Origin of the sequence: Azospirillum agricola (assembly GCF_017876095.1) — a bacterium.
GTDB lineage: Bacteria > Pseudomonadota > Alphaproteobacteria > Azospirillales > Azospirillaceae > Azospirillum > Azospirillum agricola.
Window position 1 is genome coordinate 37853 of sequence record NZ_JAGINM010000006.1, and the last position, 23278, is coordinate 61130.

The window sequence follows — 23278 nt, forward strand, 5'->3', positions numbered from 1 at the left end:
TCCTGTTCATCCGTGTCAAAAACCTCGCCGCCACAACGCGGTATCGACGGTATGTCAAGCACGCTTGACAGAGACGTTCCGTTTGGAAAAAGTAAAGGAGACTTTACACGAACGGAGAGGAGACATGACCCGGAACGTAACGCTGCGGCGCGGGGCGGTCGAACTGGCCGGGGCAATGCTGCTCTACGCGCTGGTGCTGACCGGCTCGCTGACCCTGGTGCAATCGATGCCCGAGGGGGTGCCGCGCACGCTGGTCGCCGTCTCGCCGATGCTGCCCTGCCTGCTGACGGTCTGGGTGATGCTGCGGCAGTTCCGCCGGCTGGACGAGTATCTGCGCCTCAAGATGATGGAGGACATCGTGGTCGCGGCGGCGATCACCGCGCTGGCGACCTTCAGCTACGGCTTCCTGGAGAACATGGGTTGGCCGCAGGTCTCGATGTTCGCCGTCTGGCCCGTCATGGGAACCGCCTGGGCGCTGCGCAGCGTCCTGCGCGGCGTGCTGGAAGCCCGCGAGATGCGGCGCGGATGAGGAACCTCCTGCGCGAGCTGCGCGCCGGGAAGGGCTGGAGCCAGGCGGCGCTGGCCGAAAAGCTTGGCGTGTCCCGCCAGACGGTCAACGCGCTGGAGACCGGACGCTACGACCCCTCGCTGCCGCTCGCCTTCAGCATCGGGCGGCTGTTCGGTCGCCCGCTGGAGACGATCTTCTTCGACGAGCCCGACGCGCCGGGCGGGGACGGCTGAGCCGCCCGTCACCGCTCCATCTTGGTCGACAGGAAGATCGAGGACATCGTCTTGTCCACGCCCGGCAGCCGGCCGATGGCGTCGAGTGCCGCGTCCATCGCGTCGTGAGTCTCGGTGGCGACGGTGGCGCACAGGTCGTACTGGCCGCTGATGCTGTGCAGCCGGGTCAGTTCCGGCATCTTGCGCAGGGCGTGGACGACGCGGTCGGCCAGCTTGGCGTTGACGCTGATCATCACCAGCGCCGACACCCCGCGCCGGGGGGCGGGGGCGCCCAGCCGCACCGTGTAGCCGGCGATCACCCCCTGGCGCTCCAGCCGGGCGATGCGGTCCTGCACGGTCGAGCGCGACAGCCCCAGGGCCCGGCCGAGCGCCGCCGTGCTGGTCCGCGCGTTCAGCGTCAGCAGGTCGAGGAGCTGGCGGTCGAGGTCGTCCATGGGCGGCGCCGGTAGTCGAGGGGCGCTGCTTGTGTATCCGGGGGCGTTCCCACCGGCAAGCCGGCTTCCTTGCCCCTCAACCCGAAACATGGCAGTGAAGCGGGGATTTTGTGGGAGCTGGAGAGCGCGATGCGGGTCCTGATCGCCGACGACACCATCGTGGCGCGGACGATGCTGGCGAGCTGGATCAAGGAGATGGGCTATGAACCGATCCTTGCCAGCGACGGTGCCGAGGCGCTGGAGATCGCCTTCCGCGACGGCTTCGACATCGCCGTCATCGACTGGGAGATGCCGCGCCTGACCGGGATGGAGGTCATCCGCCAGCTCAAGGAGCACCCCCGCACCGCCTACGGCCACCTGATCCTGGTGACCGGGCGCAGCGACCAGAACAGCCTGATCCAGGCGCTGGACGGCGGCGCCGACGATTTCATCCGCAAGCCGCTGGCCCCGGCCGAGCTGGTGGCCCGCGTGCGCGCCGGCGCCCGCATCGTCGAGCTGCGCAACCGCATCGTCCGGCTGGCCGAGACCGACCCGCTGACCGGCGCCGCCAACCGCCGCAGTTTCCTGGAGCGCGTCGGGGCGGCGGCGGCCGAGTCCGAACGGCGGCAGCGCTCGCTGTCGGTGATGCTGCTCGACATCGACCATTTCAAGCGGGTCAACGACACGCGCGGCCACGCCGGCGGCGACGCGGCGCTGAAGCGGCTGGTGGAATGCTGCGGCGCCACCCTGCGGCCGGGCGACCTGCTGGGGCGCTTCGGCGGCGAGGAGTTCGCGGTGCTGCTGCCGGAGACCAACCCCTACGTCGCGGTCGGCATCGCCGACCGGCTGCGCGCGGCGGTCGAGGCGATGGACATCGAGCATGACGGCGACCGTTTCCGCATCACCGTCAGCATCGGCGTGGCGGCGGTGGGGGGCGACGGGCCGGACAACGGGCTCGACATGGCGCTGCGTCGGGCCGACGACGCCCTCTACCGTGCCAAGGATGGCGGCCGCAACCGGGTCGAGATGGCGCGCTAGGGCAAGCGTCGCGTCACGGCCACTTCACCTCGGGCGGCAGGCTCATCAGGATGGCCTCGGTGTTGCCGCCGGTCTTCAGGCCGAAGGTCGTGCCGCGGTCGTAGAGCAGGTTGAACTCCACGTAGCGGCCGCGCCGGACCAGCTGGTGCTCGCGCTGCTCCGCCGTCCAGGGGCGGTTCATGTGCCGTCGCACCAGCGCCGCGTAGCTGTCGAGGAACGCCGTGCCGACGTCGCGGGTGAAGACGAAGTCGGCCTCCCAGTCGCCCGAATCGAGCCCGTCGTAGAAGATGCCGCCGACCCCGCGCGCCTCGTTGCGGTGCGGCAGGAAGAAGTAGCGGTCGCACCACTCCTTGTAGCGCTGATAATAGTCCGGGTCGTGGCGGTCGCAGGCGGCCTTCAGCCCGGCGTGGAAGTCCGCCGTGTCCTGCGGATCTTCCAGCATCGGCGTCAGGTCGGCGCCGCCGCCGAACCAGCCCTTGGTCGTCACGATGTGGCGGGTGTTCATGTGGGTCGCCGGCACCAGCGGCGAGCGCATGTGCGCCACGAGGCTGATCCCCGCCGCCCAGAACTCGCCGGTTTCGGCGGCGCCAGGGATGGTGGCGCGGAACTCCGGGCTGAAGACGCCGTGCACGGTCGAAATGTTGACCCCGACCTTCTCGAACACCCGGCCCTTCATTACCGACATGGTGCCGCCGCCGCCCTCGCCGCCGCCATGGTCGGGGCGGACCCAGCTCCGGCGCTCGAATCGGCCGGGGGGAAGGTCGGCGTGGGTGCCGGCCAGTTCGTCCTCCAGCCCCTCGAAGGCGGCGCAGATGCGGTCGCGCAGCTCGGCGAACCAGGCGGCGGCGCGGGTCTTGCGGTCTTCGGTGGCGTGAGGCGTCATGGGGAACTCGTCCGATCGGGTGCGGTGTGGCCGGGTGCAAGTGCGGCCGTCTGCCGCAGGGCCTCACCCAACACCATCGCCGCGCTGATCGCAACGTTCAAGGAGCGGGCCGGCGGGCGCAGCGGGATGACCAGACGAGCGTCGGCCGCCGCGTGCACCGCGTCCGGCACCCCGGCGCTCTCCCGCCCGACCAGGATGCGGTCGTCGGGGGTGAAGGCGAAGTCGGTGTAGGGCATCGCACCCCGCGTCGTCAGCAGCACCAGCCGCCCCGCCGGCCGGCCCGCCGCGTAGGAGTCCCAGGAACTGTGGCGTTCCCAGTCGAGATGGTCGATGTAATCCATGCCCGCCCGCCGCAGCCGGCGGTCGTCGAGAACGAATCCGCAGGGCTCGATCAGGTCGAGCGCCACCCCGAGACCCGCCGCCAGCCGCATCAGCGTCCCGGCGTTCTGGGGAATGTCGGGTTCGAAAAGCACCAGCCGCATGGTCACTCCACGGAAAATGCTTGGTTATGCGTACAAACTAATGCTGCGTCCCAATGCTGCAATGCGGCGCGCGACAACTTGTCCGTCCACAAAGGCTTTCCAAGAGGGCGGCGCGACGGTATACCGCACCCCGAAAGACCGGAGCCCAAAGCTCCGGAGCGACGCGGCGTGCCCGAGGTTCATCCACCCGGCGGACAGGCCCGTCAAGTCGTGATACAGAACGGTCCATCGGTCGTCCGGCGTGGTCTTGGCGCGCCGGGCATGCCTTGAGGAGAAACAGGCTTATGGCTCAGACCACGCATCCGCCCGGTCCGGGTGGCCACGCGGCCTCCGGCGACGGTTCCACCCGTCGCGACTTTCTGTACCTTGCCACCGGTGCGGTTGGCGTCGTCGGAGCCGCCTCGGCGGCCTGGCCCTTCATCGACAGCATGAACCCGGCCCGCGACACGCTGGCGCTGGCCTCCATCGACGTCGATCTGGCCCCCGTCGCGGAAGGCCAGGCCATCACCGTCACCTGGCGCGGCAAGCCCGTCTTCGTCCGCCACCGCACCGCGAAGGAGATCGAGGAGGCCAAGACGGTCAACCTCGCCGACCTGCGCGATCCGGCCGCCGACGACGCCCGTGTCAAGAAGCCGGAATGGCTGATCGTCATCGGCATCTGCACGCACCTCGGCTGCGTGCCGCTGGGGCAGAAGGTCACCGACCCGCGCGGCGATTTCGACGGCTGGTTCTGCCCCTGCCACGGCTCGCACTACGACACCGCTGGGCGCATCCGCAAGGGTCCGGCCCCGGCCAACCTCGTGGTTCCGACGTACGCCTTCACCGGCGATACCAAGATCCGCCTCGGTTAAGCCGCCCCAAGGTTCAGGAGACCCCGAGATGGCTCAGGCTCAAGCCACCAAATTCAAGAATCCGCTCGTGAACTGGATCGACAGCCGCCTGCCGATCTTCACGATGCTGGATCACGAGTACAACCACTACCCGATGCCCCGCAACGTCAACTATTTGTGGGCGTTCGGTGCGATTGCCGGCATCATGCTGGTGATCATGATCGCCACCGGCCTGTTCCTGGCGATGCAGTATTCCTCGCACACCTCGCTGGCGTTCGATTCGGTCGAGCGCATCATGCGCGACGTGAATTACGGCTGGCTGCTGCGTTACGTCCACGCCAACGGCGCGTCGATGTTCTTCATCGCCGTCTACATCCACATGTTCCGCGGCCTCTATTACGGCTCCTACAAGGCGCCGCGCGAGATCCTGTGGATCCTGGGCGTCATCATCTTCCTCGTCATGATGGGCACCGCCTTCATGGGCTACGTGCTGCCGTGGGGCCAGATGAGCTTCTGGGGCGCCACCGTCATCACGAACCTGTTCTCGGCCTTCCCGATCGTCGGCGATCCCATCGTCACCCTGCTGTGGGGCGGCTTCTCGGTCGACAACCCGACGCTGAACCGCTTCTTCGCGCTGCATTTCCTGCTGCCCTTCGTGCTGCTGGGTCTGGTGATCCTGCACACGGCGGCCCTGCACGTCTGCGGCTCGAACAACCCGCTGGGCATCGACGCCAAGGGCCCGCAGGACACGGTGCCGTTCAACCCGTACGTCACCGTCAAGGACGGCTTCGCGGTCGTGATCTTCATGATCGTCTACGCGGCGTTCGTGTTCTTCATGCCGAACTACATGGGCCATCCCGACAACTACATTCCGGCCAACCCGCTGGTGACGCCGGCGCACATCGTGCCGGAATGGTACTTCCTGCCCTTCTACGCCATCCTGCGCGCGATTCCCGACAAGCTGGGCGGCGTCATCGCCATGTTCGGCTCGATCGCCCTGCTGATGGCGCTGCCGTGGCTCGACACCTCGAAGGTCCGCAGCTGCAAGTTCCGGCCGATCTACCGCCAGTTCTTCTGGATCCTGGCGATCGACGCGCTGGTGCTCGGCTACGCCGGCGCCATGCCGGCGGAAGGCGCCTGGCTGATCATCGCCCGCGTCGGCACCTTCTACTACTTCTTCCACTTCCTGGTTCTGCTGCCGGTGCTGGGCAAGCTGGAGCGGCCGCGGCCGCTTCCCAACAGCATCAGCGAATCCGTTCTGAAGGGCGGGGGCCGCGTCGCCGCGGGCGCTGCCGCCAAGCCGATGGAGAAGGCGTGATGCGCGCGTTGAAGACTGCCATCCTCTCGGCCGCGCTGGCGCTCGGCATCACCGGGGCGGCGCAGGCCTCCGAATCGGTCCATATTCCGAAGCAGAGCTGGCCGCATTCCGGCATCTTCGGCACCATCGACAAGGCGTCGGCCCAGCGCGGCTTCCAGATCTACAAGGAAGTCTGCTCGACCTGCCACGCCATGCATCTGGTGCCGATCCGCACGCTGGCCGGCATCGGCTTCTCGGAGGACGAGCTGAAGGCGCTGGCCGCCGGCTACGAGGTCCAGGCCGGTCCGAACGATTCGGGCGAGATGTTCATGCGTCCGGGCGTCCCGGCCGACCGCTTCCCGTCGCCCTTCCCCAACGACCAGGCGGCCCGCGCGGCCAACGGCGGCGCCCTGCCGCCGGATCTGTCGCTGATGGCCAAGGCCCGCGTCGGTGGCGAGGATTACATCCACGCGTTCCTGACCGGCTTCGAGGAGCCGCCGGCCGGCGTCAACCTGATGCCGGGCATGAACTACAACAAGTACTTCCCCGGCCATCAGGTCGGCATGCCGAACATCCTGCAACCCGACGGCGTGACCTACGCCGACGGCACCAAGGCCACGGTGGAGCAGCAGGCGCACGACATCGCCACCTTCCTGACCTTCGCGGCGGAACCGCACCTCGACGCGCGCAAGCAGATGGGCGTCAAGGTGATCCTGTTCCTGATCGTGCTGGCCGGGCTGATGTACGCGACCAAGCGCAAGCTGTGGAGCAACCTGCACTGACGGCTGTTCCCTAGCCTCGTGATTTTCGACTGGACAGGGCGCCCCTAGGGGCGCCCTGTTTGGTTTCGGGGGTATCGTTGTCGGGCTTGCGAGGACGAAGGGAACGGACGGGCGATGGTGGACAGTCTGATCGACGAGATCGTGGATTTCTGGTTCGACGAGGCGACGAAGCCTTATTGGTTCCGGCGGTCGGACAGCTTCGACCGGGCGGTCGCCGACACGCTGGGGCCGCATCACGAGACGGCGGCGCAGGGCGGATTCGATCACTGGATGGAGGATGTCGACGGCTGCCTTGCGCTGTGCGTGCTGCTCGACCAGGTGCCGCGCAACAGGTTCCGCGGCGACCCGCGGGCCTTCGCCACCGACGCCAAGGCCCGCGCGGTGGCCGAGCACGCGCTTGCCAACGGCTTCGATCTGGAATGTACGGCGGACGAGCGCATCTTCCTCTACCTGCCCTTCGAGCATCACGAGGACATCGCCAGCCAGGACCGTTCGGTGGCGCTGTTCCGCGAGCGGGTCGGCGATCCGGAGACCATCGGCTTCGCCGAGCGGCACCGTGAGATCATCCAGCGTTTCGGGCGTTTTCCGCACCGCAACGCGACCCTCGGCCGCTCCAGCACGGCGGAGGAGGAGGCCTTCCTCCGGGAGCCGGGGTCGTCCTTCTGAGGCGGCCGGTCAGCTTGGCGGGACCAGCCAGCGTTTCAGCGCCGCCAGCAGATCGGCCCCGCGGACCGGCTTGACGACATAGTCGTTCATGCCCGCCGCCAGACAGTGGCCACGGTCCTCCGGCTGGGCGTTAGCGGTGACGGCGATGATCGGGATGCGGCCCCGCTCCCCCGACAGGGAGCGGATGGTCGCGGTCGCCGCGATTCCATCGACGTCGGGCATCGACACGTCCATCAGCACCGCCTCGGGCGGCTCGGCGGATTTGGCGACGGCGACCACCGCCTCCGCCCCGCCGGTCGCCAGCTCGACCGAGAAGCCGGCGCGGGACAGCAGGCCGGCGGTGACCATCCGGTTGGTGGCGCTGTCGTCCACCACCAGCAACCGGCCGCCGCGCGCCCGCGCCCAGTCGAGCAGCCGGTCGGCATCGCTTTTCGGCGCAAGGCTCGTTCTGAGAGCCGGTCCGACGCCCGGCCTCGCCTCCACGGCCAGTCCATCCTGCAAAATGTCACCGTCCATGGCTGGCCTTTGGCAAAATGCAAAGCAGGTTGCACAGCGGGTTGCGGAGACGCACAGTGGCGGCGCCGATTCCGGCCGGGCTCTCCGTTCCCAGCAAGCGGTGGGCCAACCGGGCCGGCGCCGGGGTGAACAAGCCGCGACGACGACGGAAAGACGACAGCCGACATGAATGGAATCGACCGGGGATGGATCGTGTTCGCCGCGCTGAACGGCGCGGTGGCGGTGGCGACGGGGGCCTACGCCAGCCACGGGCTGGCGGGCGATCCACGGGCACAGGAGCTGTTTCGCACCGCCGGGCAGTACCAGATGTGGCACGCCCTCGCCCTGGTCGCCGTGGTGGTGCTGGCCGGCCGGGCGGACGGCTGGGCGCGGGGGGCGCTGCGGCTGGCTGGCTGGCTGTTCGTGGCCGGCATCCTGCTGTTCTGCGGGACGCTCTACACCCTGGCGACGAGCGGCCCCTTGCCGGTCGCGATGACCGCGCCGGCCGGCGGCTGGTCCTTCATGCTGGGCTGGCTGGCGTTTGGCGCCGCGGCGTTCGGCGCCACCCGCCGGACGGAATGACGCGAATCGCGGGGGAGAAAGGGGAGGGGGAGCGGCTCAGGTCGCGGCGGCGGCGGGGTGCCGGATGGCGAGCGGTTCCGCGTCCTCGTCGCTTCCGGCTTCGGCTTCGGTGACCGCCGCCCCGGCCGGCTCGCAATAAAGGCCGTGCAGCGTCGCCATGATGGTCTGCGCTTCGTGTCCGTTCAGCGAATAATAGATGTTCTGCGCGCTGCGGCGGGTGCGGACCAGCTTGTCCCGGCGCAGCCGGGCGAGATGCTGCGACAGCGCCGACTGGCTCAGCCCGACCAGTTCCTCCAACTCGCCGACCGACCGCTCGCCCTGGCTCAGATGGCACAGGATCAGCAGACGCCGCTCGTTGCACATGGCCTTCAGCAGCGCGCTGGCGCGGCGGGCGTTGGCCTGCAAATCCTCGATCTTCATCGCGTTACCGTCGCCCGCCCGGGGAACAAAAAGGTTCGTATGCAATCTTATTCATGACGGTGGCGTTTTGTCCACCTGTGGAAATCCGGCAGAGAAAACCCCGTGGCCGACCGCGAAGGCCGCCATCGTCCCATTTCCTCGTTCCTGCCGGGCTTTCGTTGGGGCCACGCGCTGTCGCGCCCGGTTGTCTTGCCGGTCTGGCGCATTTATGGTAAACGTCTCTCATGGTTGAAACCCGACGCACCGGCGACCGCGCCAACGAGGCGATCCGCTCCGAACCCGGAGGCGGGCGGGTTCCTGCGTCCGGCGCGGTCGGCCCCCGCGCGCGGGCCGAGGGGGTGGGGCGCGGACGCCAGCGCATTCCCAGCCTGCGCGAACTGGCGGCCCTGGTGGTCAACGGGGTCCTGACCCTGCCGCGCAACTACCGGCGCGGCATGTTCCTCGACGTCGAGATCTGACGGCCCGGTCATTTGACCGCGAGCAGAACCACCCCGGCGGTGATCAGAACCACGCCCAGCCAGTTCACCCCCGACAGCCGCTCGCCCAGCACAAGAACCCCGAACAGCGCGACGAGGACGACGCTCAGCTTGTCGACCGGGGCGACCTGCGAGGCCGGGCCGAGCTTGAGCGCGCGGAAATAGCACAGCCAGGATGCGCCGGTGGCCAGACCGGACAGCACGAGGAACAGGGCGGTTTTCGGGGAAATCGACGTGGGCGACAGCGATTCCCCCGATGCGACGAAAAGTCCGACCAGCAGCAGGAAGACGACGGCCGTCCGGATCAGGGTGGCGAGGTCGGCGCTGATTCCCTCGACGCCGAGCTTGGCCAGGATCGCGGTCAGCGCCGCGAAACAGGCCGACAGCAACGCCCACACCATCCATGCCGGCAGGAGGCCATCGCTCATTCTCTTGATTTCCTTCGTGTCTCGTGTGTTTTTCCTTGAGCCAAATCAGCCCGCCCGCTCCGGCTCAGTCTGCCGGAAGCGCGCTCCATCGCAAGCTCTGTGGAACACCCCGACGCAAGGGTGGGTGAGATCCGGCCCGGGGCCGCGCCGGCTGGCATGAGCGGCGCCAAGCGAATTCAAGACTTTGCAAATAAGACTTATTAGCGATAGGATGCCGGCCGCCCATCCGGTCGGCCCGGGGCGCACCGATTGGGCGCGCACCGATTCCGATGCCCGGCGCGGACACCCCGTGCCTTGACGTCGGCGGCGTCCTTGCGGCGCCCATCCATCCGGCGAAAATCCCGCAACGCTTTGGGAGTGGTGATGACCATCGTGACACGGCGCAGAGACATGCTGACGGCTGCCCTGGCGCTCGGGCTCGCCGGACTGGCGCCCCGGCCGTCCTTCGCGCAGGAGATCACCGTCCGCCACGCCCGTGGGGAAACCCGGCTGCCGAAGGCGGTGAGGACGGTGCTGACCTTCGACATGGCCTCGCTCGACACCCTCGACGCGCTCGGCGTTCCCGTCGCCGGCGTTCCGACCGGGCAGAAGCCGTCCCGTCTCGCCAAGTATGACGGCGCCGGCACCCTCAAGATCGGCAGCCTGTTCGAGCCCGACTACGAGGCGGTGAACGCGGCGCAACCCGACCTGATCATCGTCAGCGGCCGCGCCGCGCCCAAATACGCCGAGCTTGCCGCCATCGCGCCGACCATCGACCTGTCGGTGCAGACCGAGCGCTTCGTCGACAGCTCGGTCGGGAACGCGGGGACGCTCGGCCGGATCTTCGGCAAGGAGGCCGAGGTGCAGGGCCGCATCGACCGGCTGCGCGCCTCCATCGCCGAACTGAGGACAGCCGCAGCCACGGCGGGGCGGGGCCTGCTGGTCCTGACCACCGGCGGCAAGGTCACCGCCTACGGGCCGGGCTCGCGGTTCGGCGTGCTGCACACCGAATACGGCATCGTGCCGGCGGTCGAGACTCTGGACTCGGCGAACCATGGGCAGGCCATCTCCTTCGAATTCATTCTCAAGACCAACCCGGACTGGCTGTTCGTGATGGACCGCGACGCCGCCATCGGCGCCGGCGGCCGGCCGGGCCGCCAGATTCTCGACAACGAACTCGTGCGCCAGACGACCGCCTGGAGGAAGGGGCAGGTCGTCGATCTCAACGCCGGGAACTGGTACATCGCCAGCGGCGGTCTGGCGGCGATGCAGGAGGATGTCGACGCCCTCAGGGCGGCGCTGACGGGAAAGCCGTGATCATGCCCGGCACCGTCCATGGGATGGCCGGCGGACCGTCATGATGGGATCCGCCATGACGGGGCGGCTTGCCCTGGCGTCGGCCGGCGTCGGGCTGCTGGCGGTCGTCAGCCTGTTCGTCGGCGTCGGCGACGTGACGCTGGCTTCCCTGTCCGGCGACGCTGGGGACTCGGGCCAGGCCGCGCAGATCCTGCTGATCAGCCGCATTCCGCGCACGCTGGCGCTGATCCTGGCCGGCGCGGCGATGGCCGTCGCCGGCCTGATCCTGCAAATGCTCGCCCGCAACAAGTTCGTCGAGCCGTCCACGGCGGGGACCGCCGAATCGGCGGTGCTCGGCATGCTGGCGGTGACCCTGCTGGCGCCCGACACCCCGGTCATCGGCCGCATGCTGACGGCGAGCCTCTTCGCGCTGGGCGGGACGGCGCTGTTCCTGGCGATCCTGCGGCGGATGCCGCTGCGCTCGCCGCTGGTCGTGCCGCTGGTCGGCATCATGCTGGGCGCGGTGATCACCGCGGGGACCGAGTTCGTCGCCTACCGCTACGACCTGATGCAGTCCGTGCGCAACTGGGAGACCGGCGATTTCTCCGGCGTGCTGCGCGGGCGGTACGAACTGCTGTGGATCAGCGCGGCGCTGACCGGTGTCGCCTATGTCGCGGCGGACCGCTTCACCGTTGCCGGGCTGGGGGAGGATTTCACCACCAACCTCGGCCTCAACCACCGGCGGGTCGTCTCGCTCGGGCTGGTCATCGTGTCGCTGGTCACCGCCGCCGTCATCGCGACCTGCGGGATGATCCCCTTCCTCGGCCTGATCGTTCCCAACGTCATCAGCCTGATGTGGGGCGACAACATGCGCCGCTCGCTGCCCTGGGTGGCGCTGCTCGGCGCCGGGCTGGTGCTGGCCTGCGACATCGTCGGCCGCCTCGTGATCCACCCCTACGAGATTCCGATCGGCACGATGATGGGCATGGTCGGCAGCGGCATCTTCCTTTACCTGCTGCTGCGGAAGAACGGCCATGCCTCGTGATCTCCGGTCCCCCGGGGGAGCTGCCGGGCGGGCCGCGTCGCCGGTCCTTCTCCTCGCCACCCTGTCGGTGCTGACGGTGGCGTCGGTCGTCCTGTTCCTGACCGTCAACGCGCGCGGCAATTGGGGCTTCATCCTCGGCTTCCGCGGCACGAAGGTCGCGGCGATGGCGCTGGTCGGCTACGCGGTCGCCGTCTCGACCGTGCTGTTCCAGACCATCACCAACAACCGCATCCTGACGCCGTCGATCATGGGATTCGACGTGCTCTACCGGCTGATCCAGACGGTGCTGGTCTTCCAGCTCGGCTCGGCGGCCGTGGCGGGGATCGACCCGCGCCTGCGCTTCGGCGTCGAGGTCGGGGCGATGGTGGCGTTCTCCTGGCTGCTCTACCGCTGGCTGTTTTCCGGCGGGGTGCGTGGGCTGCATCTGCTGATGCTGGTCGGGATCGTGTTCGGCGTGCTGTTCCGCAGCCTGTCCGGCTTCCTCCAGCGCATCATCGACCCCAACGAGTTCCTGGTGGTGCAGGACCGGATGTTCGCCAGCTTCAACCGCGTCGACGCCCATCTGCTCGCCGTCTCGGCGGTCGTCATCCTGGCGGTTTCGGTCGTGATCTGGCGGCGGATGAAGGTCTTCGACGTGCTGGCGCTGGGGCGCGAGGCGGCGATCAACCTCGGCGTCGACCACCGGCGGGCGGTCACGCTGGTGCTGGTCCTGGTGTCGGTCCTGGTGTCGGTCTCGACGGCGCTGGTCGGGCCGGTGACCTTCCTCGGGCTGCTGGTCGCCAATTTCGCCTACACGCTGGTCCGCACGCACGAGCACCGGGTCATCCTGCCGGTCGCCGTGCTGCTCGGCATCCTGACGCTGACCGGCGGCCAGCTCATCCTGGAGCGGGTGATGGGCTTCAACAGCGCGCTCGGCATCGTCATCGAGTTCCTCGGCGGGATCGCCTTCCTGTTCATTCTCGTGCGGAGATCGGCCCGATGATCGAGGTCCGGAACACCAGCAAGTCCTACGGCCGGACGATCGTCGTCGACGACGTGTCGATCACGCTGCCGGCCGGCGGGGTGATCTCCCTGATCGGGCCCAACGGCGCCGGGAAGTCGACCCTGCTGTCGATCATCAGCCGGCTGCTGCCGATGACGGCGGGGACCGTCACCGTCGACGGGATGGACGTGACGACGACGCCGGGCGACGTGCTGGCGCGCCGCCTGTCGATCCTGAGGCAGGACAACCAGATCCTGGCGCGCCTGACGGTGCGGGACCTGATCGCCTTCGGCCGCTACCCCCACAGCAAGGGGCGCCTGACCGTCGAGGACCGCGGCCACATCGAGCGGGTGATCGACTATCTCGACCTCGGCGCCGTCGCCCACCGTTTCCTCGACGAGCTGTCGGGCGGCCAGCGCCAGCGCGCCTTCATCGCCATGGTGCTGTGCCAGGACACCGAATACATCCTGCTCGACGAGCCGCTGAACAACCTCGACGTCAAGCACGCGGTGGCGATGATGGCGCTGTTCCGCCGCACCGCCGACGCGTTCGGCAAGACCGTCATCCTGGTGCTGCACGACATCAACTTCGCCTCCTGCTACTCCGACCGCATCGTGGCGATGCGGGACGGCCGCATCGCCTACGAGGGGCCGCCGGAGGCGATCATCACCACGGACGTCATCCGCGACGTCTACGGCGTCGAGGCCGCCATCCACGAGATCGACGGCCAGCGCATCGCCCTGTACTTCCGCTGAGCGTCCTTGCCGGCCCGGCCGGCCCGGCCGGTCATTCGGGCCGGTCATTCGGCCGGGCTGGGCTCGGCCTTCTGGTCCCAGGCGAGCGACGGGGTGTCGGTTCCGGCGACGGAATAGAGCGCGCCCGGCGCGTTGCGGGTCTTCTGGAACTCTTCCAGCGTCTCGCCCCGCATGGCGGCGTAGATGTGCAGGTTGGAGGTGCCGACCACGGCGCCCAGCTTCTCCAGCATGAAGAAGATGACGCCGTAATGGATCATCCCGCGCCAGTCGCGGTCGCGGACCAGACGGCGCTCCTCGCCGGTCAGGCCGGCCTCATCGAAGGCGGCTTCCGCATCGGCCAGGAAGCGGGCGCGGTGGGCCGGCTCGATCATGCGGTGCAGGAAGCGGTTGAGCCGGTAGGCCTTGACGCTGGTGGCGTGGGTGAAGGGGTAGGTGCCGGTCAGTTCCCCGGCCCCGGCGAGCTGCCGGCCGATGTGGGCGCGGTGCTCCGACAGGATGTCGGCGGGGGGCTCGATCGCCTCGTTCTCGTAGATGACGGTGGCGATGCCGGTCATCGAGGGCAGGTAGTAGGTCTGGTGGATCTTGCGCACGCTCGCCGACATCGCGCCGCGCATGACCAGCCACATGATCACCTCGGCCCCCTCCATGCCGCCGAGCCGGGCGAAGTCGGCGTGCGTCATGCGGGTCAGCGCGACCGGGTCCTTCTCGATCATCTCCAGGAACCGGGTGTCCCAGGCGGTGTTGTTGAAGCCCGCCCGCTCGCCGTGGACCTGGTGCGACAGCCCGCCGGTGGCGACGATCACCACCTTCAGGTCCTCCGGGTAGCTCTCGATGGCGCGGCGCAGCCCCTGGCCGAGCTTGTAGCAGCGCCGCGCCGAGGGGATGGGGAATTGCAGCACGCCGACCTGGAGCGGCACGATGGGAACCGGCCAGTCCGGCTCGTGCGGCATCAGCATCGACAGCGGCGAGAAGCAGCCATGGTCGAGCGGGCGCTCCTGGAAGAAGGACATGTCGAACTCGTCGGCCATCAGCGACTGGCCGATGTGGTGGGCGAGCCCGGTGTGCCCCTTGACCGGCGGCAGCGGCCGGGTGCCGCCGCCCTCGTCGGCGACGCCGTAGGACCCGCCGATGCCCAGCGTGAAGGCCGAGTAATGGTCGAAGAAGAAGGAGGTGATGTGGTCGTTGTAGATGAAGAACAGGACGTCCGGCTTCTTTTCGTCCAGCCATTGGCGGACCGGCTCGTAGGCGGCGAATATCGGCGCCCAGACCGGATCGTCCTGCTTCCGCCGGTCGAAGGCGAAGCCGATGGTCGGGGTGTGCGAGGTCGCGATCGACCCGACGATGCGTGCCATATGATCCTCCCGGGAGTCTTTTGTGCTTGTGGTTCCGCCGGGGCGCTCCGTCGGTCCCATCGTCATGACCGGGCTTGTCCCGGTCATCCACGCGGAAACCTGAAGCTTGCCCGTGGATGCCCGTGCCAAGCACGGGCATGACGTGTCGGGGAAACCGGGGCTGCCTGTGGAGCGGCTGGTCCGGTCCCCCTCCCTAAGACGTGTCTTACTTTTCCTGCGCCTCGATGGCGTTCAGCACTTCGCGCGCGATGCGCAACGCGTCGCGGGGGACCTCGCCTTCGAAGCGTGCCCGCACGTTCAGGTCGGACACCCATTGCTGGTGCGCGGCGGTGGCCGCCGGCAGGAAACCGCTGACCCCGGCGTGCTCCAGCGTCGCGGCGACCTCGCGCATCTCGGCGGCGCGGCGCTTGCCGTGAACGACGACGCGCTCCATCACGTGATCGGCGAGCGCCGTGAAGTCGAGCTTTGACAGCGACGCGGTGAGCGACGGGATGATGCGGTCCTCGATGCCGAGCTTCACGGCGGCGGTGACGCACTCCATCGTCACGCTCTCGAAGCCCTTGATGGCGATGCTGCGGATCATCTTGACGGTCGAGGCGTCGCCGGTGCGGTCGGAGACGACCTCGAAGCTCATCCCCAGGGCGGCGAGGATCGGCTCGACCGTGGCGGCGGCCGGGCCGCTGATCAGCAGCGGCGTCTCGTGCCGGCGCGGGTGCACCGGGGCCATCACCGCCACGTCGACGGTGCCGGCGCCGGCCGCCGCCACCCGCTCCGCCGCCTCGGCCTTGCGGAAGGGGGCGGCGGAGTTGATGTCGAGGAACAGCATCCCCGGATGCACGCCGGGAAGCACGCTTTCCGCCGCCGCCAGCACCTGATCCGCCGTCACCGCCGAGACGACGAGATCGGCCCACGCCGCCGCCTCGGCGGCGCTGTCGAGCGGCATCACGTCCAGCGCGCGGCATTCGGCGCGTTTGGCGTCGGCCCGCTGCGGGTCGTCGAACAGGATGTCGTAGGCGGCCACGCTCACCGGGCCGCGCGTGCGCCAGCCGCTGGTGAAGGCTTGGGCGGCTTCGCCGAAGCCGATGAAGGCGATGTTCACGTCGCTCATGCTGGGTGTCCCCGTGTTGTCCGGGCCGCTCAATGCAGGCCGCCGCCGCCGATGCCGCACAGCGCGTCCAGCCGGGCCGGATCGTCGATCAGGCTGCGGCTGGCGCCGTCGAAGGCGATGCGGCCGCGGCTCATCACCATGGTGCGCGGCGCGAAGGCCAGGGCAAGCTTGGCGTGCTGCTCCACCATGATGATCGACAGCCCACCCTCGTCGCGCAGGCGCAGCAGCGCGTGGAACAGCTGCTCGACGATCACCGGGGCCAGCCCCTCGAACGGCTCGTCGAGCAGCAGCACGCGCGGGTTGGTCAGCAGCGCCCGCCCGAAGGCCAGCATCTGCTGCTCGCCGCCGGAGAGCTGGTTGCCCATGTTGGCGCGGCGCTGCTGGAGGCGCGGGAACAGCTCGTAGATCCGTTCCAGCGTCCAGGCGCCGGGGCGCAGGCCGACCAGAAGATTCTCCTCCACCGTCAGGGAGGGGAAGATCTCGCGCTGCTGCGGCACGAAGCCGATGCCGGCCTGGGCCCGCCGGTTGGGCCGCAGCGCGGCGATGTCCCGGTCGCCCAGCCCGATGCGGCCGGCGTGCAGCCGGGTCAGCCCCATGATGGTGGCGAGCAGCGTGGTCTTGCCGACGCCGTTGCGCCCGATGATCGACAGCTTCTCGCCGGCGGCGAGATCGAAGCTGAGATCCTCCAGCACCACCGTGGCGCCGTAGCCGGCGCTGACGTTGCCGAGCGACAGGCCGGCCTTTTGCATCTCAGGCATGGATGCCCTCCCCGAGATAGACGGATTTCACCGTCTCGTTGTTGGCGATCTCGTCCGGCGTGCCCCGCGCCAGCACGGCGCCCTGCACCAGCACGGTGATGCGCTGGGCGAAGCGGAAGACCAGATCCATGTCGTGCTCGATGATCAGGATGGCGAGGTCGCTGGCGAGGCTTTCCAGCACCTCGATGATGGTGCCGGTCTCGGTCGAGGGGATGCCGGCGGCCGGCTCGTCGAGCAGCAGCACCTTGGGCCGCAACGCCAGCGCGATGGCGATCTCGACCAGACGCTGGCGGCCGTAGGGCAGGGACTTCACCTCGCGGTTGCCCCAGGGGGCGAGGCCGAGGCGGTCGAGGATCCCGTAGGCCTCCTCGCGGATGACCCGGCGCAGCGTCGGGCTCGGCAGCGGGCGCCAGCCGTGGTTGTGGTGCTCGTCCAGCGCCAGGATGACGTTCTCGGCCACCGTCAGGCTGTTGAACAGCGTGTTGATCTGGAAGGTGCGGACCATGCCGCGCTTGACGCGGGCCTCGATCGGCAGGGCGGTGACGTCCTGGCCGTCGAGGATGACCGAGCCGGAGGTCGGCGGGATCAGGCCGGTCAGCAGGTTGACGAAGGTGCTCTTGCCGGCGCCGTTGGGACCGATCAGCGCCTCGAAGGTGCCGGGCTCCAGCGAGAAGTTGATGTTCTGCGCCACGGTCAGGGCGCCGAAGCTCTTGTTCAGCCCATGGGTTTCCAGGATCGGCGGCAGCATCAGCGGACCTCCCCGCGCTGGAGGATGGAGAGCAGGCGGTCGACCAGCCCGATCAGCCCCTTGGGCGCGAACAGCACGATCACCGCCAGCAGCAGCCCGAGCCAGAAGTACCAGTAGGCCGGGTCGAGCGCCGACAGGCGGTCCTTGAACAGCGTGAAGACGACGGCCCCCAGCAGGGCGCCCCACAGGCGGCCGGCGCCGCCCAGCGCGACGATGATCAGGATCTCGCCGGACAGGCTGAAATGCAGCACGTTGAGGCCGACGAACTGCGAGGTCTGCGCCAGCAGCGCCCCGGCGATTCCGGCGAGCGCCGCCGAGACCACGTAGATCGACAGCAGCCGCTGCTGCACGTTGGTGCCGATGGCCTGCATGCGCACCCGGTTCTCGCGGATGCCGACCAGCGAGCGGCCGTAGGGCGAGCGGGTCATCAGCACGGCCAGCCCGACCACCACGCCCAGCACCGCCAGCGTGTAGAGGAAGGCGGTCAGGCCGAAGATGTCGAACTCGAACAGCCCGAGGATCGGGGCGATGACCATGCCCTGCAAGCCGTCGGCGCCGCCGGTCAGCGGCTTGGCCCGGTTGGCGATCTCGTAGACCAGCGAGGCGAAGGCCATGGTCAGCATCAGCTGGCCCAGACCCTTGGTGCGCAGCACCAGCACGCCGGTGGCCCCGCCCAGCGCCGCCGCGACGAGCCCCGCCAGCAGCAGGCCGGACAGCGGCTCGGTCCAACCGAGATGGGCGGACGCGATGCCGACCGTGTAGGCGCCCAGCCCGAAGAAGACGGCGTGGCCCAGCGTGACGATCCCGGCGTAGCCGACCAGCAGGTCGACCGACAGCGCGAAGATCATGGTGATGGCGACCTGGCTGGCGAGCAGCCAATAGGCCTCGCCGAACAGCAGGGTGGCCAGCGCGCCGAGGCCGAGCAGGGTGGCGATGGCGAGGTCGCCGCCGGACCGGCCCATCGCCAGCCCGCGCCAGGTCGAGGGCGTGGCGGCGCCGGATGGCGTGGCGGCACCGCCGGATGCGGACATGCTTTTCACGCGTTCAGTCCTTGCGATTGGCCTTGGAAGGGGGCTCGTCATCGGTCAGCTCCGCACCCCGAACAGGCCGGCGGGCTTGGCCAGCAGGATGGCGATGACGACGCCGTAGATGAAGAAGGCGCCGAATTCCGGGATCAGGTACTTGCCCGCCACGTCGACCACGCCGATGCACAGCGCCGCCAGGAAGGGGCCGAAGATCGAGCCCAACCCGCCGACCGCGACGACGATCAGGAACAGCACCAGATACTCCTGCCCGTAGGTCGGGGTGATCGACAGGATGTCGGCGCCGATGCCGCCGCCCAGCCCAGCGATGCCGGTGCCCAGCGCGAAGGTCAGGGTGAACAGCAGCTTGGTGTCGACGCCGATCGCCTCGGCCATGTTGCGGTTGTCCACCGCGGCGCGGATGCGCATGCCCATGCGGGTGCGGCCGATCAGCAGCCACAGCGCCGCCAGGATCGCCACGCCGGCCACGATGACGAAGGCGCGGTAGGAGGGGAACTCGACGTCGCCCAGCGCGAGCTGGCCGGACAGGCCGGCGGGGATCTCCGGCTGCTGCTGCAACGGGCCGAAGGCGACGGTGAAGCCGGCGATGGCCATGAACAGCAGGGCGATGGAGAACAGCACCTGCCGCAGCTCGTCGGCGCCGTAGAGGGTGCGGACGACCAGCCGCTCGATCACCGCCCCGGCCAGCGCCACCACGATGAAGGCCGCCGGCAGCGCCACCCAGAAGGGCAGGCCGAGAGACCGCGTCGCCATGACGACGACGTAGCCGCCGGCGGCGGCGAAGGCGCCATGGGCGAGGTTGGCGAAGTTCATCAGGCCCATGGTGATGCCGAGCCCGACGGAGACGATGTAGAGGACCATCGCGAAGGCGAGGCCGTGGAAGAGGATGGTCAGAGCAGCCGTGATCACGGGGCCGCCTCCTTGTTGGCGGGTGCGGCCACACCTGCCCCCACCCCGACCCTCCCCCGCTTCGCAGGGGAGGGGGACAGGAGCTTTGCGGAAGTGCGGCGGCGGTTCCCTCCCCCGCCCAGCGGGGGAGGGTTAGGGTGGGGGCATGTGCGAAACCGAGAAGACAGCCGTTACTTGGCCGCCTTGCCCGGATCCTTCACCGCCTGGAAGGTCTCGAACTCGACGTTGCGCAGCGCGCCGTCCACCTTCTCGACGCGGCGGATGTAGATGTTCTGCACGACGTCGCGCGTCTCCGGATCGATGGCGATGGGCCCGCGCGGGCTCTCGGCCTTCCAGTGGCGCATCGCCTCGACCGCCGCCTCGCCGGTGAACTTGCCCTTCAGGGACTTGATGGCGCCGTGGATCGCCGCCATCCCGTCATAGCCGCCGACGCCCATGAAGGTCGGCACGCTGTCGGCCCCGTAGGCCGCCTGCCACGCCTTGACGAAGTCGGCGTTGGCCTTGCTGTCGTGCGAGGTCGAGTAGTGGAAGCCGGTCACCACGCCGATGGCCGCGTCGCCCATGTTGGGCAGCTCGTCCTCGACCGACACCTCGCCGGAGCCGATCAGCCGGATGCCGGCCTCCTTCAGACCGAGGCTCTGGTAGGCCTTCATCAGCGCCGTCGACTGCGTGCCGCCGGGCAGGAAGACGTAGAGCGCGTCCGGCTTGGCGTCCTTCACCTTCTGGAGGAAGGGCACGAAATCGGGATTCTGCACCGGCACGCGGACCGAGGCGGCCACCGTCTTGCCGGCCTCCTTCAGGCCGTGGGCGAAGGCCTCCTCCGCCTCGATGCCCGGCGCGTAGTCGGATACCAGCGTGTAGACGCTCTTGATGTCGGGCTGCTTGGCCGCCCATTGGGCGAGCGGCACGGTGATCTGCGGCAGGGTCTGCGAGACGCGGACGATGTAGGGCGAGGACTTCGTCGTCGCCCAGGAGGCGGCGTTCATGATGACGAAGGGCACCTTGGCCTGGGTGGCGATCGGCGCGATGGCGTTGGCGTTCGGCGTGAAGATGATGCCGGCCAGCACGTCGACCTTGTCGCGCACGACCAGCTCCTGCGCCAGCCGCTTGGCGACGTCGGGGGCCGGGCCGGTGTCGTCGCGCACGATCAGCTCGACGCTGTCGTCGCCGAGGTCGTCCTTGTGCAGCGACTGGTAGAGCTTGGCGCCGCGCTCGATCTGCTGGCCGAGCGAGGCGGTCGGCCCCGACAGCGACACCACCAGCCCGACCTTGTAGGTCTTGGCGGCGGCGGTGCCGGCCAGCGGCAGCAGGGCGGCGGCGGCCACGGCGGTGCCGAGCATCAGGGAACGGAGAGACATTCGCGTTTTCCTCCCGAGGGGATTCTTCTTGGAGCTTGTCTTGTTGGTGCTTGTCTTGGAGCTCGGCGGCGCCGCTCAGCGGCCCAGGTCTTCGAGGCGGTCGACATAGACCAGCCCGGCCTCGGCCAGCGCCGGCCGCATGCCGTACATGTCCAGCCCGAGTTCGCCGGCGGCGAGCCGCTTGCGCTTGTCCTCCTCGTTGGCAGCGCGCTTCAGCCCGGCGGCGGCGACCTCGGCGACGCGCGCCGCCGGCACCACGACCACCCCGTCGTCGTCGGCGACGATCGCGTCGCCCGGATTGACCAGGGCGCCGGCGCAGACCACCGGGATGTTGACCGAGCCCAGCGTCGCCTTGACCGTGCCCTTGGCCGACACCGCCCGCGCCCAGGCCGGGAAGCCCATCTCCTGGAGGCTCGCGACGTCGCGCACCCCGGCGTCGATCACCAGACCGCGCACCTTGCGGGCCATCAGCGAGGTCGCCAGCAGGTCGCCGAACATGCCGTCGCTGTTGTCGGCGGTGACGGCGACGACCAGGATGTCGCCGGGCCGGCACTGCTCGACCGCGACGTGCAGCATCCAGTTGTCACCGGGCTGGGCCAGCACGGTGACGGCGGTCCCCGCCACCCGCGCGCCCGGCCAGACCGGGCGCATGTAGGTCTTCAGCAGCCCCAGCCGGCCCATCGCCTCGTGCACGGTGGAGACGCCGAGCGTGCCCAGGCTTTCCACCGCCGCCGGGTCGGCGCGGTCGATCTCGCGGACGACGATCCCGGTTCTCATGCCAGCTCCTCCAGCACCATCGGGAACACCCGCTGGTAGGCCTCGCCGTAGGTCATGCCCTGGGCGGTGCCGTAGGTGGCGCTGCGCCCGGAGTTGCGGCCGCCCTGGGCGCCGCGCTGGAGGGCGACGCGGGTGTAGTAGTCCCACAGGTGGCGCTGCGCCGGCAGGAACTCGAACGCCTGGCGCTTGATGTCCCAGACCTCGTCGATGTTCAGGATGACGTTCGGCTTGAAGTCGCACTGCTCGGGCTGGTGCGGCTCGAACAGGAAGACCGGCGGGGCGCCCAGCGTCTTGGCGCCGGGGTTGTGGCCGGCGGCCTGCGCGATGATGCGCGCCTGCTGGGCGAAGCGGCCGGCGTCCGGGTGGTCGTAGTTGTAGGGATCGGCCGACGGGTGGGTCAGCACGAAGTCGGGCTGGACGTCGCGGTAGATGTCGACCAGCCGGTCGAGCATGGCGCGGTTGAGGTCCAGCGGGTAATCCTCGGTGTCGAAGAACTCGATCTCGGCGCCGAGCAGTTCGGCCACCCGCACCGTCTCCTCGTGGCGCTGCCGCTTCACCGCCTCCAGCGTGGCGCCCGGCTGTTTCCAGGCGCCCTGGCTCTCGCCGCGGGCCCCGTAGGACAGGCAGACGACCTTGACGCGGTAGCCGCGCTTGACGTGCAGCGCGATGGCGCCGCCGGTGCGCCAGACGAAGTCCCCCGGATGCGCGCTGACGACCAGCGCGCTCTTCTGCGATTGCGTGCTCATGGCGATGTACGGTCTGTTGTTTGGACGACCGTCTTATTTGGACGGGCGTACAAATGCTAGGCAGGACGACAGTTCCCTGTCAACATGAATGTGACGGTCGTGCAAATTGAAGATACGTCCGTTCAAATCATTTGTACGATCGACCAAGGGGCGCTAGGATGGCGCCGTCCGACCCGCTTTGTCCGGAGGTTCCTTCCCGTGCCCGTCCCGATGCCGCAACGCCAGAGCTCGATGCGGGAGGCCATTCTGGAGGCCGCCGAGGATCTGTTCTCGCGCAACGGCTTCCGCGCGGTGTCGATGCGGGAGATCGCCCAGGCGTCCGGCGCCAACCTCGGCAGCATCAGCTACCATTTCGGTTCGAAGGACGGGCTGCTGCGCGCGATCTACGAGCGGCATTCCGGCCCGATGAACCGGCGGCGCGGCGAGTTGCTGAGCGAGGCGCAGCGCATCCGCGACCCCGACGACCGCCTCGCCGCGATCGTCCGCGCCTTCATCCTGCCGTCCCTCTCCGAATCGGAGGGCGGCGTCGGCGGCGGCGCCCGTTTCGCCCGGCTGCGCGCCGTCGTCATGGCGGAGCGGCACGAGGAGGCGCAGGCGATCATCGCGGAGACCTTCAACCCCATCAACCTCGCCTTCCTCGACGCGCTCCAGGCCTGCCTGCCGCACCTGCCGCGCGCCGACATCGTCTGGCGCACGCACTTTTTGCTGGGGGCGGTCAGCTACACGCTGATCAACCCCTGGCGCGTCGCCCGCCTGTCCGACGGGGCGGCGGACGGCGAGGACACCGAGGAGGCGTTGACCCAGATCGTCCGCGCCGCCGTGGCCGCCTTCCGCGCGCCGGCCGGCACGGACGCGGCATCCTGAGACGCGGCATTCCCATCCGTTGAGG

29 protein-coding genes are annotated in these 23278 nt (G+C 69.1%); 14 read left to right on the top strand and 15 right to left on the bottom strand.

Going from position 1 to position 23278, the window contains the following annotated elements:
* Positions 1-124 precede the first annotated feature (124 nt).
* Together J2847_RS10390 and J2847_RS10395 are read left to right on the top strand one after the other, a co-directional pair.
* Positions 125-529 carry a hypothetical protein gene (locus J2847_RS10390; protein WP_209778927.1) on the top strand — a complete coding sequence of 135 codons (405 nt, stop codon included), beginning with the start codon at positions 125-127 and terminating at the stop codon, positions 527-529.
* Positions 526-741 carry a helix-turn-helix transcriptional regulator gene (locus J2847_RS10395; RefSeq protein ID WP_209778928.1) on the top strand — a complete coding sequence of 72 codons (216 nt, stop codon included), beginning with the start codon at positions 526-528 and terminating at the stop codon, positions 739-741. Before J2847_RS10390 ends, J2847_RS10395 begins: the two co-directional genes overlap by 4 nt.
* 8 nt (positions 742-749) lie before the next feature.
* Here the strand turns inward: J2847_RS10395 and J2847_RS10400 are convergent, their stop codons facing one another.
* Entirely contained in the window at positions 750-1175 is a 426-nt protein-coding gene (locus tag J2847_RS10400) for an Lrp/AsnC family transcriptional regulator (RefSeq protein WP_209778929.1), read from the bottom strand.
* 129 nt (positions 1176-1304) lie between these two features.
* Here J2847_RS10400 and J2847_RS10405 point away from each other — a divergent pair, with 129 nt between their 5' ends.
* The gene (locus J2847_RS10405; protein ID WP_209778930.1) at positions 1305-2192 is read left to right on the top strand and encodes a GGDEF domain-containing protein; all 888 of its coding nucleotides are present in this window, start codon (positions 1305-1307) and stop codon (positions 2190-2192) included.
* Positions 2193-2205: 13 nt separating this feature from the next.
* On the opposite strand, the gene hemF is transcribed toward J2847_RS10405, so the two are convergent.
* Positions 2206-3075: an oxygen-dependent coproporphyrinogen oxidase gene (gene hemF, locus J2847_RS10410; protein ID WP_209778931.1), complete on the bottom strand. Its 870-nt coding sequence runs from the start codon at positions 3073-3075 to the stop codon at positions 2206-2208.
* The gene (locus J2847_RS10415) at positions 3072-3557 is read right to left on the bottom strand and encodes a tRNA (cytidine(34)-2'-O)-methyltransferase (RefSeq protein WP_209778932.1); all 486 of its coding nucleotides are present in this window, start codon (positions 3555-3557) and stop codon (positions 3072-3074) included. Before J2847_RS10415 ends, hemF begins: the two co-directional genes overlap by 4 nt.
* 284 nt (positions 3558-3841) lie before the next feature.
* Here J2847_RS10415 and petA point away from each other — a divergent pair, with 284 nt between their 5' ends.
* The 4 genes from petA to J2847_RS10435 all read left to right on the top strand — a co-directional run bounded on the left by petA (position 3842) and on the right by J2847_RS10435 (position 7132).
* Positions 3842-4408 (top strand): ubiquinol-cytochrome c reductase iron-sulfur subunit, encoded by a 567-nt coding sequence (gene petA, locus J2847_RS10420; protein ID WP_085557871.1) that lies wholly within the window; start codon positions 3842-3844, stop codon positions 4406-4408.
* A 28-nt stretch (positions 4409-4436) separates the two neighbouring features.
* Positions 4437-5705, top strand: a complete 1269-nt coding sequence (locus J2847_RS10425; RefSeq protein WP_085557872.1) for a cytochrome b — start codon at positions 4437-4439, stop codon at positions 5703-5705.
* Positions 5705-6466, top strand: coding sequence for a cytochrome c1 (locus tag J2847_RS10430; protein ID WP_209778933.1), 762 nt, complete (start codon positions 5705-5707; stop codon positions 6464-6466). The genes J2847_RS10425 and J2847_RS10430 overlap by 1 nt, the downstream gene beginning before the upstream one ends.
* A 114-nt stretch (positions 6467-6580) precedes the next feature.
* Entirely contained in the window at positions 6581-7132 is a 552-nt protein-coding gene (locus tag J2847_RS10435) for a DUF924 family protein (RefSeq protein ID WP_209778934.1), read from the top strand.
* A 9-nt stretch (positions 7133-7141) separates the two neighbouring features.
* Here the strand turns inward: J2847_RS10435 and J2847_RS10440 are convergent, their stop codons facing one another.
* Positions 7142-7648: a response regulator gene (locus tag J2847_RS10440; RefSeq protein ID WP_209778935.1), complete on the bottom strand. Its 507-nt coding sequence runs from the start codon at positions 7646-7648 to the stop codon at positions 7142-7144.
* Between the two features lie 165 nt (positions 7649-7813).
* On the opposite strand from J2847_RS10440, the gene J2847_RS10445 reads away from it, so the two are divergent.
* On the top strand, positions 7814-8209 hold the full coding sequence (locus J2847_RS10445; protein WP_209778936.1) for a DUF423 domain-containing protein: 396 nt from the start codon (positions 7814-7816) through the stop codon (positions 8207-8209).
* Positions 8210-8245: 36 nt separating this feature from the next.
* On the opposite strand, the gene J2847_RS10450 is transcribed toward J2847_RS10445, so the two are convergent.
* Positions 8246-8629, bottom strand: a complete 384-nt coding sequence (locus J2847_RS10450; protein ID WP_085557877.1) for an ArsR/SmtB family transcription factor — start codon at positions 8627-8629, stop codon at positions 8246-8248.
* Between the two features lie 224 nt (positions 8630-8853).
* Between J2847_RS10450 and J2847_RS10455 the strand changes: the two genes are divergently transcribed.
* Entirely contained in the window at positions 8854-9087 is a 234-nt protein-coding gene (locus J2847_RS10455; protein ID WP_085557878.1) for a hypothetical protein, read from the top strand.
* Positions 9088-9095: 8 nt separating this feature from the next.
* Here J2847_RS10455 and J2847_RS10460 read toward each other — a convergent pair whose 3' ends face one another.
* Positions 9096-9533 (bottom strand): EamA family transporter, encoded by a 438-nt coding sequence (locus J2847_RS10460; RefSeq protein WP_209778937.1) that lies wholly within the window; start codon positions 9531-9533, stop codon positions 9096-9098.
* A gap of 390 nt (positions 9534-9923) precedes the next feature.
* Between J2847_RS10460 and J2847_RS10465 the strand changes: the two genes are divergently transcribed.
* From J2847_RS10465 to J2847_RS10480, 4 genes are read left to right on the top strand one after another with little or no spacing between them, the layout of a single operon-like run.
* Complete coding sequence (locus J2847_RS10465; protein ID WP_233474431.1) at positions 9924-10829, top strand: siderophore ABC transporter substrate-binding protein; 906 nt, start codon at positions 9924-9926, stop codon at positions 10827-10829.
* Between the two features lie 55 nt (positions 10830-10884).
* Positions 10885-11853 (top strand): ABC transporter permease, encoded by a 969-nt coding sequence (locus J2847_RS10470; protein WP_209778939.1) that lies wholly within the window; start codon positions 10885-10887, stop codon positions 11851-11853.
* Positions 11843-12835 carry an iron chelate uptake ABC transporter family permease subunit gene (locus tag J2847_RS10475; protein WP_209778940.1) on the top strand — a complete coding sequence of 331 codons (993 nt, stop codon included), beginning with the start codon at positions 11843-11845 and terminating at the stop codon, positions 12833-12835. The genes J2847_RS10470 and J2847_RS10475 overlap by 11 nt, the downstream gene beginning before the upstream one ends.
* On the top strand, positions 12832-13590 hold the full coding sequence (locus J2847_RS10480; protein ID WP_209778941.1) for an iron ABC transporter ATP-binding protein: 759 nt from the start codon (positions 12832-12834) through the stop codon (positions 13588-13590). Before J2847_RS10475 ends, J2847_RS10480 begins: the two co-directional genes overlap by 4 nt.
* A 44-nt stretch (positions 13591-13634) precedes the next feature.
* Here J2847_RS10480 and J2847_RS10485 read toward each other — a convergent pair whose 3' ends face one another.
* The 9 genes from J2847_RS10485 to J2847_RS10525 all read right to left on the bottom strand — a co-directional run bounded on the left by J2847_RS10485 (position 13635) and on the right by J2847_RS10525 (position 22389).
* On the bottom strand, positions 13635-14942 hold the full coding sequence (locus J2847_RS10485; protein WP_209778942.1) for a gallate dioxygenase: 1308 nt from the start codon (positions 14940-14942) through the stop codon (positions 13635-13637).
* 205 nt (positions 14943-15147) lie between these two features.
* On the bottom strand, positions 15148-16050 hold the full coding sequence (locus J2847_RS10490) for a DUF1932 domain-containing protein (RefSeq protein ID WP_209778943.1): 903 nt from the start codon (positions 16048-16050) through the stop codon (positions 15148-15150).
* A 29-nt stretch (positions 16051-16079) separates the two neighbouring features.
* The gene (locus tag J2847_RS10495; RefSeq protein WP_233474432.1) at positions 16080-16808 is read right to left on the bottom strand and encodes an ABC transporter ATP-binding protein; all 729 of its coding nucleotides are present in this window, start codon (positions 16806-16808) and stop codon (positions 16080-16082) included.
* Positions 16801-17556, bottom strand: coding sequence for an ABC transporter ATP-binding protein (locus J2847_RS10500; RefSeq protein ID WP_209778944.1), 756 nt, complete (start codon positions 17554-17556; stop codon positions 16801-16803). The genes J2847_RS10495 and J2847_RS10500 overlap by 8 nt, the downstream gene beginning before the upstream one ends.
* Positions 17556-18587: a branched-chain amino acid ABC transporter permease gene (locus J2847_RS10505; RefSeq protein WP_233474454.1), complete on the bottom strand. Its 1032-nt coding sequence runs from the start codon at positions 18585-18587 to the stop codon at positions 17556-17558. The genes J2847_RS10500 and J2847_RS10505 overlap by 1 nt, the downstream gene beginning before the upstream one ends.
* A gap of 54 nt (positions 18588-18641) precedes the next feature.
* Positions 18642-19508 carry a branched-chain amino acid ABC transporter permease gene (locus J2847_RS10510; protein WP_325169365.1) on the bottom strand — a complete coding sequence of 289 codons (867 nt, stop codon included), beginning with the start codon at positions 19506-19508 and terminating at the stop codon, positions 18642-18644.
* A gap of 170 nt (positions 19509-19678) precedes the next feature.
* Positions 19679-20866 carry an ABC transporter substrate-binding protein gene (locus J2847_RS10515; protein ID WP_233474433.1) on the bottom strand — a complete coding sequence of 396 codons (1188 nt, stop codon included), beginning with the start codon at positions 20864-20866 and terminating at the stop codon, positions 19679-19681.
* 75 nt (positions 20867-20941) lie between these two features.
* Positions 20942-21643 (bottom strand): 4-carboxy-4-hydroxy-2-oxoadipate aldolase/oxaloacetate decarboxylase, encoded by a 702-nt coding sequence (locus J2847_RS10520; RefSeq protein WP_209778946.1) that lies wholly within the window; start codon positions 21641-21643, stop codon positions 20942-20944.
* Entirely contained in the window at positions 21640-22389 is a 750-nt protein-coding gene (locus tag J2847_RS10525) for a PIG-L deacetylase family protein (RefSeq protein WP_085557890.1), read from the bottom strand. Before J2847_RS10525 ends, J2847_RS10520 begins: the two co-directional genes overlap by 4 nt.
* A gap of 198 nt (positions 22390-22587) precedes the next feature.
* Between J2847_RS10525 and J2847_RS10530 the strand changes: the two genes are divergently transcribed.
* Entirely contained in the window at positions 22588-23253 is a 666-nt protein-coding gene (locus tag J2847_RS10530) for a TetR/AcrR family transcriptional regulator (protein WP_209778947.1), read from the top strand.
* Positions 23254-23278: the final 25 nt, after the last annotated feature.